This is a genomic window from Actinoallomurus iriomotensis (genome assembly GCF_030269445.1).
Taxonomy (GTDB): domain Bacteria; phylum Actinomycetota; class Actinomycetes; order Streptosporangiales; family Streptosporangiaceae; genus Actinoallomurus; species Actinoallomurus iriomotensis.
The window spans coordinates 423,257-436,658 of the sequence record NZ_BSTJ01000008.1; the positions used below are offsets into that span (position 1 = coordinate 423,257).

The window sequence follows — 13,402 nt, forward strand, 5'->3', positions numbered from 1 at the left end:
GACCTGCTGACGTCCCGAGGCTCGCCATGGTCAGCTCAGCGTGAGCACAATCGTGCTCGCCCTCGTAAGAGGACATCTCGGTGGTGGTGGCGGTAGAGCATGGCAAGGGTGCAGGGGCAGGTGGCGCCGCCACGGTGGTAGGGGGTGGTGTGGTCGGCTCTTCGGCAGCCGGGAAGCGACATCGGCGGTCCCGGTGTCCGACCAGCCGACGCATCGCCGCGGACGGCCGGTAACGGGCGACGCCGTGCGCGGGGCGCTTCTCGCTGACAAAGCCGTCCCTGGACGCACGGCCGGACGCAGTGCCGGGAGCAGCTCTACGACATCGCGGTGGATGTCGCGAGGCGGTGCGGCGAGCGTGTTGGTGAGGGTGGTCAGTTCGGTGCGGGCGGTTTCGGCGATGGCGTCGTATACCGCGGTCCAGCCGGGGTCGCCTGTCCTGAGGGTGGGGCGGTCGGTGGTGTCGGCGGGGGGCTCGCCGGTGACGAACGTGCCGTGTAGGAGTCCGAGGAACACATCCGCGCGGAGTCGGTCGGTGGCGCGGTCGTCGCCGTCGTGTTCGAGGCCGGTGGCGATCGCGGTGACGCGGCCGTACGCGGCGCCGGCCGCGTCGGCGGGCAGGTCCACACCGCTTAACCGCGCCGTGCCTTCTGCGGTCTCGACCAACTCCACGGCGCGGTGTGTTTCAGCTTCTTCGCGTCGCCGGTCTGCCGCTTGGGGGTCCAGCCGTTTGATCAGCCGCCGGATCTTCGCGCGGATCTGCCCGGTGGTCTGCTCCGGCGCCTTGGGCAGCACCATCTTCTCAACGGTGGAGGCGAGCCTGTCATCGACCTGGTCGATGCCGTGCCACATCGTCCGAGCCTTGAGGTAGTCGATCCGCCCGGAGGCCAGCGCCGCGAACGTACCCGGCAGCCGCTCGGTCAACTCCGTCGCGAACCGGACCAACCCATCGGCCGAGGCAGAGGTGAGCGTCAACGCCTCCGCCACCTCGTCGTGCACGTGATCGGCCGCAGAAAGCACCTCCACCACGGCATCACGATCCTCCGCTTCGGCGAACCGCCGCCGGGCCAGCTCCGCGATCGCCGCCAACTCCACCGCCTGCACCCGCGACGCCAGCTGACGCGCCTCCACCATCACCTCGACCAACTCGCGGTCGGACAACTCACCGGGCAAGGACGTCACCATGCGCATTCACCCCCCGCACGTCTCCGGCCCTGGACTCGAACACAATATCGAGCCTTTCCAATCCACTCCAGTGACATTTCGGGCATTCCAAAAAAGGTTTCGTTGATCTGGGTGCCGGAAATGGAAAACGAGTGAATTGTCTTTTCTCGGCATTGATAGGTCTCAGATGGCGGATGTGCGGGGATGAATCCGCGTTCACTCCCGCCCTCGGCCACCACCGTGGTCCGAAGGTCGATGAGCGCCAGTTCCGCTAGCCGGCGGCGAGCTTGTCCTGGGTCTGCCAGGAGGTCTGGAGGGCGGCGCCGGATCCGCGGCACCGCCCGACGTTCACGGTCACCGAATCCTCCGTGTGTTTCGTCTTCGGGCCGAAGCGCGCCTTGGGGCCGTTGTCGAAGGCGCGTACGCGGCCGTCGCGGGAGGACAGGACCGTGCTGATGTAGGTGTTCGCGGCCCCGACGACGTGCCCGCGGAGCTGGAGGCAGAGGTCCCAGCCGTCCTTGGCGGCGGTGTCGGCCAGGACCGCGGTGCCCGTGTACGCGCCGCGGCAGACCGACACCTTGAGCAGTGCGGAACCGGCTCGGGTCACGGTGTACGCCCGCTGGTAGTCGCGGCAGCCCTTGGCCGGCTTCTTCGTCGGCTTGGCGATGGGAGCGCCGGACCGGACGCCGTTGAGCTGGGGCCGGTGCGTGACCGGCGTCGGTGTGGGCGTGGGAGTGCTCGGCACGGTGACCGCCGTACGGACCGGGGGAGCGGTGGCGGCGTCGCCGCCGTCCGGCCACAGCGGCACCGCCACGGCGGCACCGGCGACGACCACGGCCGCTCCGGCGAGGAGCGCCCACCCGACCGTCCGCCGCCGCCCGGAGGCGGACGCGGGTGCGGTGGTGGGCGTGGAGGCGGGGGTCAGCGCCGACCGCGCCGGCGAGGGTACGGACCGCGGCGGGGAGCTCGATGCCGGTGACGTACGGGCCGGGCCGGAGCCCGAGGGCGAGGCCACGGCCACCGGCACCGTCGGCGGCGCGCCGGCAGGAGACGACGGCGCGGCGGAACGTGACGGCACCAGTTCGGAGGATGGCGACTCAGCCGCGGTGGGAGACGACGGCGTCGCGGAGTGCGGGAGCGCGGGTGCGGTGAAAGAGGACGGCGCGCCGGAAGATGATGTCGCCGGTTTGTTCGGAGACGGCGGCGCGGTGGACGTCGGTGGCGCGGACGCGGGGGGAGACGAGGGCGTACCGGAGTGCGCGAGCGGGGGTGCGGTGGGAGACGACGGTGCGGCGGCGTGCGGAAGAGGGGGCGTGTTGGGAGCCGACGGCCCCGTCGGCGACGGCGGTGCGGGAGGAGATGACGGCACGCCGGTAGGTGACGGCCCTGGTCTGTTGGGGGACGGCGGCGCGGGCGCGGCGGGCGACGACGACGGGGCGGAATGCGAAGGCGCGGACGTGGCGGGAGACGACGGCGCTTCGGAAGGTGACGGCGCGGATTCGTCGGGGGACGACGGCGCGGCGGGCGTGGCAGCCGCTGGCAGACGTATGGACGCCGCCCATGGGCTCGGTGCCTCCCCGGCCGGTGGCGCCGCACTGGATGTCCCGGTGGCCGGTCGGGGCATGCCGGGGGTTTCGGCGGCCGTCTCGTCGGCGGCGGCCGGTGGTGGGAAGGCGGGGAACGCCGGAGGCGGTGATGCCGCCGCGACGACGGGCTGGGGAACGGTGTCCGCGGGGATGGCCGCCTGCGTGGCGGTCGCGGGTGCGGCTGGTCGAGCAGCCGGGGACGGGACCGGTTGGCCGGGCGGCGGCGCGGCTGGTTGGGCGGTCGCGGGTGCGGCCGGTTCGGCGGCTCGGGGGGCGACTGGCCGGCTGGTCGGGGACGCGGCCGGTCGGCCGGCTGAGGACGCGACTGCCTGGCCGGTCGGCGGCGGGACCGGTTGGCCGGTCGGCGGCGCGGCCGGTTCGGTGGCCCGGGGGGCGACTGGCTGGCCGGCCGGGGACGCGGCCGGTCGGCCGGCTGAGGACGCGACTGCCTGGCTGGTCGGCGGCGCGACCGGTTGTCCGGTCGAGGACGCGGCGGGCTCGGCGGCCGGAGGCGCGATCGATTGGTCGGCTGGGGAGGCGGGCGGTTGGGCGGCCGCGCGTGAGGCCGGTTCGGTGACCGGGAGTGGGGCTGGCTGGCCGGTCGGGGACGCGACTGGCTGGTCGACCAGAGACGCGGGCGGTTGGGTGCCCGCGTGTGAAGCCGGTTCGGTGGCCGGGGGCGCGGCTGGTTCGGCGGCCGGGGATCCGGTCGGCTGGCCGGGCAGGGAGGCGGCCGGGAGGCGGGCGGCCGGGGTAGGGGTGGCCGGCTTCTGCTCCGGTGGGGCCGCGCCGAAGGCCGGGGGTGGCATCAGGGGCTCGTCGACGGTGGCCTCGTGGCCGAGTAGGCCGGCCTGGGCCTGTTGGGCGGTCGGACGGCGGGCCGGGTCCTTCGCGAGGCAGGCGGACACGACCGATCGCAGCGGCTCCGGCAGGGCGGAGACGTCCGGCTCGTCGTGCAGGATGCGTTCCATCACCGCGTGCACGGACTCGTTGCCGAACGGCGGGTGGCCCGTCGCGGCGAACAGGATCGTCGAGCCCCACGCGAACATGTCCGCGGGCGGGCCGATCTCGTCGCCCTTGACCTGTTCGGGCGCCATGTACGACGGTGTGCCGGCACGGGCGGACTCGTTGTTGCCCGCCGCGCCGAGCGCGCGGGCGATGCCGAAGTCGATGACGCGCGGTCCGTCGGGGCCCAGCAGGACATTGTGCGGCGTGAAGTCGCGGTGGACGATGCCGGCCCGGTGGATCGCGGCGAGGGCGGTCAGCGTGCCGATGGCCAGGCGTTCGAGCGCGCCGCCGGTGCGGGGGCCGTCGGCGAGGATGTGGGAGCGCAGCGAGCGTCCCTCGACGTACTCGCTGACGATGTACGGGTGGTCGCCCGCGAGATCTGCGTCGAGCACTTGCGCGGTGCAGAAGCGTGCGACCTTCTTCGCCGCGGACAGTTCACGTACGAACCGGTCGCGGGCGTTGGGGTCCGCCGCCATCCGTGCGTGCAGTAGTTTGATCGCCACCTGCTCGCCGGAGGGACTCTCCCCGAGGAAGACGACACCCTGGTTGCCCTCGCCGAGCCGGCGCAGGAGCCGGTGGCCGCCGAGCTCGGGCGGATCGCCCGGGCGCAGCGGAAGGCCGTCGGCCATGGGTGTGTCCTCCCGGTCAAGCCATCGTCCACAGCGCGTCAAACGATAGCGCCGGATCCGAGCGCCGATACCGGCATCGTCCGGTCTCGCCGGAGTTCAGCTGGTGGCGCGGCCGACGGCGTACTGGAACAGGTTGTCCTGCTGGATGGTCCCGTCGGCGCGCCGCTGGTTGCCGAAGTTGGTCAGGAACACCTGGTACGCGGCGTCCATGCCGACGACCTCGATCGCGCGGGCCACGTTGGGGGAGGACTGCATCGACTCCCAGGCGGCGTCGAGCGAGGGGAAGTCGTACCTGCGGGTCACCTCGGCGTAGGCGTACACGTCGAGGCCGGCCTCCACCATCACCTCGCGCAGGTGATAAAGGTCGCGGACCGGCTGGGAGCCGGGGGAGCCGGCCGGTACGAGGCCGCGTACGGCGTTGATGAACGCGCTCGCCTCGCGGCCGGACCAGTTGTGCCACAGCCCGATCACGACCGAGCCGCCGGGCCGGGTGACGCGCGCCAGTTCGGCCACGGCGACGGCCGGGGGCTCGGTGTACTGGATCGCGTCGAAGGCCATGACCTGGTCGAAGCAGCCCCGGTCGTAGGGCAGTTCGGCGGCGTCGGCGACGCGGAGGTCGGCGTCGGGCAGCCGCTCGCGCGCGACCTTCAGGAGGTCCACCGAGGCGTCCAGGCCGGCCACCTCGGCGCCGCTGCGCGCAGCGAGTTCGAGGGCCGTGCCGTTACCGCAGCCGACGTGCAGCAGGCGCGTCCCCGGTCCGGGGTCGAGCGCGCCGAGCGAGGCGATGTAGAGAGGGCGGAGCTGCTCCTCGCACACGTCGGTGAAGGCGACGCCGTTCTGCGGATGAACCTGGATGGGACCCACCATCGCGTCCTCCGGGTAGACGTTCGTTCAACTACATGATCACTTCGCGCCGGACAGCGGTGCATCCGCATATTTACCTATTTGCTGACTTTGTTCACCGCATTCGCCGTACGTGATCCATACTCCTTGGTGTGGCCCGGCGAGTCTCGTGCCCTACCCTCATCGGCCGTACCGCGGAGCTGGCCCGGCTCGACGCCGCGCTGGCTCAGGCGCGGGACGGCTCTTCCGTGCTGCTCTTCGTCTCCGGCGACGCCGGCATCGGCAAGTCCCGGCTGGTGGAGACGTTCACCGCGCGGGCCAGGGAGAACGACGCGATCGTCTTCTCCGGCGCCTGCCTGGACCTGGCCGAGGGCGCCGCGCCGTACGCGCCCTTCGTCGCCGCCCTGCGGCCGCTGGCCGACGAGCTGAGCGGCGACGAGCTCGCCCACGTCCTCGGCGAGGCGCGGCAGGAGCTCGGCGCGCTGCTGCCCGAGCTGTGCGGAAGCCCGACGAGCCGGCGCGACCGGACCGAGCGCGGACGCCTGTACGAGCTGGCGCTCGGGCTGTTCCGGCGCATGGCCGCGCTGCGCCCGGCCGTCCTCGTCCTGGAGGACCTGCACTGGACCGACCCGGCCTCGGCCGACCTGCTGGCGATGCTCGGCGCCAACCTCCGCCACGCGGGCCTGGTGATCATCGGTACGTACCGGAGCGACGAGGTTCCCCGCGACCACCCGCTGCACAACATCGTGCTGGAGCTGGAACGCTCCGGCCGCGCCGAGCGCGTCGAGCTGACCGGCCTGTCCGTCGATGAGGTGACCGCCCAGGTCACCGGCATCCTCGGCACCGAGCCCGCGACGCGTCAGACCCGGTCCCTGTTCGACCGGTCGGACGGCAACCCCTTCTTCGTCGAGGAACTGCTCGCCGCCGGGCCGACGAGCACGGGGCTGACCGCCAGCCTGCGCGACGTGCTGCTGACCCGCGTCGAACGGCTCGCGCCCGCGACGAAGCAGGTCCTGCGCGCGGTCGCGATCATCGGTCGCGGCGGGGACGAGGAACTGATCGGCACCGTCACCGAGCTGCCCGCGGGCGAACTGGAGGCCGCACTGCAGGAGGCCGTCTCGCACCGGCTCCTGGTCGTCACGGGTGACGGATACGACGTCCGGCACGCCCTGCTGCGCGAGGCGCTCCAGGCCGACCTGCTGCCCGGCCGGCGCAACCGGCTGCACCTGGCGGTCGCCGAGGCCCTCGCGGACAAGAACGTGCCGGCCGAGTCGGCACGCCACTGGCACGCGGCGGGGCACCGGCCACAGGCCCTCGCCGGCTTCGTCGCCGCGGCGGTCGACGCGCAGACGTCGAACGCCTGGGCCGTCGCGCTCGCGCACTACGAGCGCGCGCTGCGGCTGTGGCCGGATGTGGCCGACGCGGAGAGCCGCTGCGGCCTCGATCACGCGGAGTTGCAGCGGTGCGCCGCCGAGGTCGCGATGGCCGAGGGCGAGATCGACCGCGCCCTCCATCTCACCGAGGCGTCGATGGCCGAACTGGACGCGGGCGCCGAACCGCTGCGCGCGGCCGCCCTGCGCATCCTCGCCGGCCGGATCCACTGGGTGGCCGGGGACGTCGCCGCCGCCTGCCGCTCCTACGACGAGGCGGTCGCGCTGCTGCCCGCCGAGGCCTCCACGCGCGAGCGCGCCCAGGTCCGCGCCCTCCAGGGGCACGCCTTCATGCTCCAGAACCGGTACACGGACGCCGCCGCCTGCTGCCGGGAGGCCATCGCCGTGGCCGTCGCCGTGGGCGCGCCCGACCTGGAGGTCCACGCCCGCAACACCCTGGGTGTCGCGCTCGCCATGCTCGGCGAGGCGCCGCAGGGTCTGGAGGAGCTTGCCGCCGCGCTGCGGCTCGCCAAGTCGCGCGGCGACACCTGGGAGCTGGGCCGCACCTACGTCAACTTCTCCGACGCGCTGCTGTGGGCGGGCCGCTGGGCGGAGGCCGCCGAGGTCGGCATGGAGGGCGTGCACGTCTGCCGCGGCCTCGGCTACGGCCGTACGACCTGCATGTGCGCGGCGGGCAACACGCTGGGCGCCCTGGTGCGGCTCGGCCGCTGGCCGGACGCGGACCGGCTCGTCGACGAGGTCAGCGACATCGACGCGCCGCCCGGACAGAGGTGGGGCGTCACCCTGGCGATGACCGAGCTCGCGCTGCGCCGCGGCGACGTCCAGGGCGCCCGCGCGCGGTTGTCTTCGGTCGAGGAGATCGCCGCACGGTCGCAGAACAGGGAGCTGGTCACCTCGTTCCACGTCTGCGCCGCCTGGCTGGCGACCGCCGAGGGCGACAACGAGGCGTGCCGCGAACGCGTACGGGTCGGCCTGGACCTGATCCGCGGCTCGGAGTACCTGCGGCTCGGTCCCGAGCTCTGCGCGATCGGCCTGGCCGCCGAGGCGTCGCTCGGCGGCGACCCCGGCCCGCTCCTCAAGGAGTGCCGGGAGTTCCTCGCCGGCATGATCGCGTGCCCGGAGCCGGAGGCGTACGGCCGCACCGCCGAGGCGGAGTCGACGCGACTCACGACGCCCGACCCGCTCGCGTGGGCGGACGCGCGGGCCGCGTGGGAGGACCTCGGCGAGCCGTACCATGCGGCGTACTGCCGGTTCCGCGGAGCCGAGGCGCTCCTCGCGACGAAGGGCTCACGCGAGGAGGCCGCGACACTGCTCCGCGCGGCCCACGAGACGGTCGTGGCGCTGGGCGCGGACAGCCTGCGGAGGAAGATCGAGGACCTGTCCCGCCGGGGACGCCTGGAGCTGGTACGGGCGGGCGAGACGGTGCCGGGGCTGACCGCGCGCGAGGGGGAGATCCTCGCCCTGCTCAGCGACGGCCGGACCAACCGGCAGATCGCCGAGGCGCTGTTCATCAGCGAACGCACGGTCGGCGTGCACGTCTCGCGGATCCTGCACAAGCTCGGCGTGCCCAACCGCGGCGCCGCCGCGCACCTGTTCAGAGTCTCGGAGTGAACGAGTCGCCGCGCAGGGCGCGATCGACCAGCTCGACGCCCTCGGCGATCGCCACGAGCCGGGTGCCCTCGCGCCGGTAGATGTCGAGTACGGCCTCCACACCGTGCGGCGGGATGACGCCGGACAGCTCCGTACGGGCCGTGCGGAACCCCAGCCGGGCCGCCTCGACGCTCGCGGACACGTGCTGCCGGGCCATCCGCGCGAGAACCACGGGGTAGCGGCGCAGCACGCCGTAACGGCGGTATTCGGCCGGCACGAACTCCAGGAGCCAGGCCACCGCGGTCTCCTCGAACCTCTCGGTGCCGGGGGGATGCACACCGGCAGGCCAGCCGGGCGGAACGTAGGCGTTCACAGGGATCAGACTACGACGTGTTCGAACATCTGTTCTAGCGTCGGGATGAGCTCAGTCCTCGTCCTCATCCGGCCGGTCGGGTTCGTCCGGCTCGCGCCGCTTGGTGATCCGGATCGTGCCCGAGTCGAGGTCGTCCCGTCCCCGGCCGCCGGCCTCGGTGTGCAGCTCGTGGCGGCGGGTCTTCTCCTTCTCCTGCTCCTCGAGCTGGATCTGCTTTCCGGAGCCACCGAACGCGGCCTGCAGATCGGCGAACATGCCCGGTCCGAAACCGGCACCCGACTCGGAGTCACCGCGGATCGCCGACATCAGCCCGCCCCCGCCCGTGCCCTCCTTCGGCCAGTCGATGACCTCGGGTGGGGGAGGCGAGGCCGTACGCTTGCGCGGGCGCCTGCGACGCCGCCGGAACGGTGATCTCACGCATCCTCCAACGTTCTGCCGATCCCCAGGATTCCTCGAGACTGCGAGCGAGTCTCTTACGAGGACCCGCCCGAATGGTATGCGCCCTCGCGGTGATCTCGGACGGTAACCTGCGGAGCGTGTCCCTCACTCTGGCCGACATCGTCGGGATCTTCGAAGACCGATACGACCCGGCCTGGGCGGAGTCCTGGGACGCCGTCGGCCTGGTCTGCGGCGATCCGGACGCGCGGGTCCGCCGGGTGCTGTTCGCGGTCGACCCGGTCGCCGAGGTCGCGGACGAGGCGCTCGCCTGGGACGCCGACCTGATCGTCACCCACCATCCGCTGCTGCTGCGCCCCGTGCACGGCGTCCCGGCCACCACGCACAAGGGACGTCTCGTCCACCGGCTGATCCGGAGCGGCGCGGCGCTGTTCACCGCGCACACCAACGCCGACGTCGCCGATCCGGGGGTCTCCGACGCCCTCGCGCGCGCCGTCGGCCTGTCCGGCGACCTGCGGCCGCTCAGCCCCTCCCCGGACGATCCCCGGCGCGGGCTCGGCCGGGTCGGCGAACTGCCCGGCCCGCTGACCCTGCGGGAGTTCACGGCGGGCGCCGCCAAGGGGTTGCCGGCCACCGCGGGCGGCCTGCGCGTCGCCGGCGACCCGGACACCCTCGTCCGTACGGTGGCGGTCTGCGGAGGGGCCGGTGACTCGCTGCTGGGCGCCGCCCGCGCGGCGGGCGCGGACGTCTACCTCACCGCCGACCTGCGCCACCATCCGGCCTCGGAGTTCCGCGAGGCGGGCGCGACCGCGCTGGTCGACGCCGCGCACTGGGCCACCGAATGGCCATGGCTTCGCGACGCGGCCGGGCTGTTGGGGGAGACTAACGTTGAGACCCGGATCTCCGCGGCCGTCACCGACGCTTGGACCTTTCGATCCCACGAAGGAAGTACGTGAAAGCAGCACCTGAAGCCCAGTTGCGGCTCCTCGACCTGCAGGAGCTCGACACCGCGCTCGACCGGCTCGACCACCGCAGGCGCGCGCTACCCGAGCTGGCGGAGATCGAACACGCCGAAAACCGGCTGCGCGAGCTCGGCGACGCGCTCGTCGCCGCGCAGACCGAGATCAGCGACATCGACCGGGAGCAGAAGAAGGCCGAGCAGGACGTCGACCAGGTCCGCGCCCGCGCCGAACGCGACCAGAAGCGCCTCGACTCCGGCCAGGTCTCCTCGGCCCGCGACCTGGAGAACCTCCAGTCCGAGATCACCTCGCTGCAGCGCCGGCAGTCCGACCTCGAGGAGATCGTCCTGGAGGTCATGGAGCGGCGCGAGGAGGCCGAGACCCGGCTCCGCGCGGTGGAGGCCGACCGGGAGACCGGTGACAAGGCCCTGGCCGAGCTGACCGCCCGGCGCGACGCCGCGTACCGCGAGATCGACGGCGAGGCCGAGCTGACCAAGCAGGCGCGCGCCGGCGTGGTCACCGACATCCCCGGCGACCTGCTGAAGCTGTACGACAAGCTGCGCGACCAGCAGCGGGGCGTCGCCGCCGCGGCCCTCCTGCGCGGCCAGTGCCAGGGCTGCCACCTGCAGCTCAACACCGTCGAGCTGAACGAGATCCGCGCCGCCGCCCCGGACGACGTCATCCGCTGCGAGGAGTGCCGCCGGATCCTCGTCCGTACCAAGGAATCCGGCCTGTGAGACTGATCGTCGAGGCGGACGGCGGGTCGCGGGGCAACCCCGGACCGGCCGGCTACGGCGCGGTCGTACGCGACGCCGTCTCCGGTGAGGTGCTCGCCGAGGCCGCCGAGTCGCTCGGCGTGACCACCAACAACGTCGCCGAGTACCGCGGCCTGATCGCCGCCCTGACGAAGGCCGCCGAGCTCGCCCCCGACGCCGACGTCGAGGCCCGCATGGACTCCAAGCTCGTCGTCGAGCAGATGTCCGGCCGCTGGCGCATCAAGCACCCCGACATGAAGCCGCTGGCCATGGAGGCGCGCAAGCTCGCCTCCGGCTTCTCCTCGGTCCGCTTCACCTGGATACCGCGCGAGCGCAACAAGCACGCCGACCGGCTCGCCAACGAGGCGATGGACGCCGCAGCGCAGGGGCGCGAGTGGTCCGCGTCGTCCTCTGCTGCGTCCTCGGCCGACGACGAGGAGCCTCACCGGGAGACCTCGGCGGGCTGGACCGCCCCGACGGGCGCGCCGACCCGTACGCTGCTGCTCCGGCACGGCGAGACGCCCCTGTCGGCGGAGAAGCGCTTCGCCGGCGTCGGCGAGATCCCGCTGACCGAGACGGGCGTGCTGCAGGCACAGGCCGCGGCGAAGGCCCTGGCCGGCCGCTCGATCGACGCGATCGTCTCCTCGCCGCTGGGCCGGGCCCGCCAGACCGCGCAGGAAACCGCCGACGTCCTCGGCCTGCCGGTCCGCACCGACGACGGCTTCCGCGAGACCGACTTCGGCGACTGGGAGGGCTACACCTTCGCCGAGGTCCGCGAACGCTGGCCGGCCGAACTCGACGCCTGGCTCGCCGACCCGTCCGTGGCCCCGCCACACGGCGAAAGCTTCACCGCCGTGGCCCGCCGCGTGAACACCGCACGCGACAAGCTCCTCGTACGCTTCCGGCAGCAGACGGTCCTGATCGTGTCGCACGTGACCCCGATCAAGCTCCTCGTACGCTCCGCGCTGGACGCGCCGCCGTCGTCCCTGTACCGCATGTTCCTGGACGTGTCGTCGATCTCGGAGATCGACTGGTACGCCGACGGCCCCGCCGTGCTCAAGGGCTTCAACGACACCCACCATCTCGGGTAGCCGCGGGCGGGGGTCGTCACACGGTAAAATGTCGGGCTGGTGGACGAGTCGGCCGGGCGGCCGCGGCGGGGACCCGAACGGTCCCCGGCGAGGAAGGTCCGGGCTCCACAAGGCAGGGTGGTCGGTAACACCGACCCGGAGTGATCCGCGGGACAGTGCCACAGAAAACAGACCGCCTCCGCGTCCGCGGAGGTAAGGGTGAAACGGTGGTGTAAGAGACCACCAGCGCCCCAGGCGACTGGGGCGGCTCGGTAAACCCCACCCGGAGCAAGGTCAAGAAGGGCCCGCCACGGCGGACCCGCGCAGGCGATCGAGGGCAGCCTGCCCGAGCCTGCGGGTAGACCGCTCGAGGCCGCCGGCAACGACGGCCCTAGATGGATGGCCGCCCCTCCGCCGAGGCGGAGCGACAGAACCCGGCCTACAGGCCGACTCGTCCACTGTGCCGGTCCGGGGGGCGACCCCCGGAACCCCCGATGTGAGGGGCTCCGCCCCCCACGCCCCCCGCGGGCTGAGGTCGCGGGAGGGCCTCGAAGATCATTGGGCGGCGGCGGTTCGCCGGGGTTGGAAACGCATCAGCGGAACGATGTGCGTCCTGGGACGGCCGTCCGACCCTGTGCAGACTTCCTGTCCGTCTTCAAGGCGGCCCGAAGACGGGCCGCACGCGCCGCCGACTCGGCGCGCTCCCGCTCCAGGCGGGCAGGCAGCCGGTTGGCTGGCACGGATTCCCTCGGTTCTTCCGGGCCGCGCTTGCCCGTAGTTCCGCATCGAGCCGTTGGACGAGCTTGGGCGACCGGCGCCGGCTGTCACGTCGCTCACCGTGGGCTGCTCCCGCTGCGAGATTGTCCGGGTCGGACGGAACCCATCAAGGGCGCCTTCGGCGTCGGCATCGCCGATCTTCGAGCTTTGACGGAACCCGCCCGAGAGTCCCGGAGTCGGCAGCTATCGGGAGCAGGGAGAGGAATGGTACGGCCCTGCGGCCACTGCAGGAAACTGTCGACAGCGACGACAAACGATGGAGGCGAAACGCTTATGTCTCTCACCTGGGTCGAGTCCGCGGGTGGCCCTCTCCTGGTCGCCCCAAAATCACAGCTTTCACATTGGGGCGGATCAACCGACGACGACGGGCCCGTTGAGACCTGGGGAGACTACGGCCGCGCCTGCTCGGTCCAGGGATACATCGGCCTCGTCGCCATCGGCGATCAGCACGCGCTGGTCCTCGGAGACGAACCTGCCTCCACAACGTATTTGCCGGCTGAACGGCTATTTTTGCGATGGGCGGCCGCCTACTCCGAGAGCGAACTCGTAGCCGCAGCCAAGCGCGCTCTGCGGAGCCACGTTCAGTGGGACGAGGACGAAGACCTCGTCTGGGACGTCCATGAGCCGATCGTGATCTTCGACTCCGCCTGGCCAGGCTCAGAGATCGAGCCCGGCAACCATCTACTCATCGACCTTGAACCGGGCCGTTACAGAGTCCGCGCCACGTATCTGAAGGATCAGGACAACTGGATGATCCTCGTGCAGCTCCAGCCGACGACAAACTCAGCCAGCACCTCCTGAATACCCTCCTGACCTGGGCGTATGCAGGTCACACGGTCGCGGCCCGAAATCTTCCAAACTGGG

Annotated in this window: 10 protein-coding genes and 1 other RNA gene; 6 read left to right on the top strand and 5 right to left on the bottom strand. The window is 72.4% G+C overall.

The window, feature by feature from the left end; genetic code table 11:
- Nucleotides 1-30 precede the first annotated feature (30 nt).
- From QSK37_RS31580 to QSK37_RS31590, 3 genes are all read right to left on the bottom strand, one after another.
- The gene (locus QSK37_RS31580; protein WP_285628536.1) at nt 31-1,182 is read right to left on the bottom strand and encodes a DUF222 domain-containing protein; all 1,152 of its coding nucleotides are present in this window, start codon (nt 1,180-1,182) and stop codon (nt 31-33) included.
- A gap of 250 nt (nt 1,183-1,432) precedes the next feature.
- A complete protein-coding gene (locus QSK37_RS31585; RefSeq protein ID WP_285628539.1) occupies nt 1,433-4,384 on the bottom strand; it encodes a serine/threonine-protein kinase in 2,952 nt (983 codons plus the stop codon).
- Nucleotides 4,385-4,480: 96 nt separating this feature from the next.
- On the bottom strand, nt 4,481-5,251 hold the full coding sequence (locus QSK37_RS31590) for a class I SAM-dependent methyltransferase (protein ID WP_285581590.1): 771 nt from the start codon (nt 5,249-5,251) through the stop codon (nt 4,481-4,483).
- A 128-nt stretch (nt 5,252-5,379) separates the two neighbouring features.
- On the opposite strand from QSK37_RS31590, the gene QSK37_RS31595 reads away from it, so the two are divergent.
- Nucleotides 5,380-8,229 (top strand): helix-turn-helix transcriptional regulator, encoded by a 2,850-nt coding sequence (locus tag QSK37_RS31595; protein WP_285628542.1) that lies wholly within the window; start codon nt 5,380-5,382, stop codon nt 8,227-8,229.
- Here the strand turns inward: QSK37_RS31595 and QSK37_RS31600 are convergent.
- Both QSK37_RS31600 and QSK37_RS31605 read right to left on the bottom strand, forming a co-directional pair.
- On the bottom strand, nt 8,213-8,581 hold the full coding sequence (locus QSK37_RS31600) for a hypothetical protein (protein WP_285581595.1): 369 nt from the start codon (nt 8,579-8,581) through the stop codon (nt 8,213-8,215). The two genes, QSK37_RS31595 and QSK37_RS31600, sit on opposite strands and share 17 nt — an antisense overlap.
- Before the next feature lie 51 nt (nt 8,582-8,632).
- On the bottom strand, nt 8,633-8,998 hold the full coding sequence (locus tag QSK37_RS31605) for a DUF6191 domain-containing protein (RefSeq protein ID WP_285628545.1): 366 nt from the start codon (nt 8,996-8,998) through the stop codon (nt 8,633-8,635).
- A gap of 110 nt (nt 8,999-9,108) precedes the next feature.
- On the opposite strand from QSK37_RS31605, the gene QSK37_RS31610 reads away from it, so the two are divergent.
- The 5 genes from QSK37_RS31610 to QSK37_RS31630 all read left to right on the top strand — a co-directional run bounded on the left by QSK37_RS31610 (nt 9,109) and on the right by QSK37_RS31630 (nt 13,339).
- Nucleotides 9,109-9,933, top strand: a complete 825-nt coding sequence (locus QSK37_RS31610) for a Nif3-like dinuclear metal center hexameric protein (protein WP_432705621.1) — start codon at nt 9,109-9,111, stop codon at nt 9,931-9,933.
- Nucleotides 9,930-10,673, top strand: coding sequence for a zinc ribbon domain-containing protein (locus QSK37_RS31615; protein WP_285628551.1), 744 nt, complete (start codon nt 9,930-9,932; stop codon nt 10,671-10,673). The genes QSK37_RS31610 and QSK37_RS31615 overlap by 4 nt, the downstream gene beginning before the upstream one ends.
- Nucleotides 10,670-11,782 carry a bifunctional RNase H/acid phosphatase gene (locus QSK37_RS31620; protein ID WP_432705617.1) on the top strand — a complete coding sequence of 371 codons (1,113 nt, stop codon included), beginning with the start codon at nt 10,670-10,672 and terminating at the stop codon, nt 11,780-11,782. The genes QSK37_RS31615 and QSK37_RS31620 overlap by 4 nt, the downstream gene beginning before the upstream one ends.
- Before the next feature lie 44 nt (nt 11,783-11,826).
- Nucleotides 11,827-12,219, top strand: an RNA gene (gene rnpB / locus QSK37_RS31625) — RNase P RNA component class A.
- A gap of 592 nt (nt 12,220-12,811) precedes the next feature.
- The gene (locus QSK37_RS31630) at nt 12,812-13,339 is read left to right on the top strand and encodes an Imm21 family immunity protein (RefSeq protein ID WP_285628554.1); all 528 of its coding nucleotides are present in this window, start codon (nt 12,812-12,814) and stop codon (nt 13,337-13,339) included.
- The last annotated feature ends 63 nt before the right edge of the window (nt 13,340-13,402 follow it).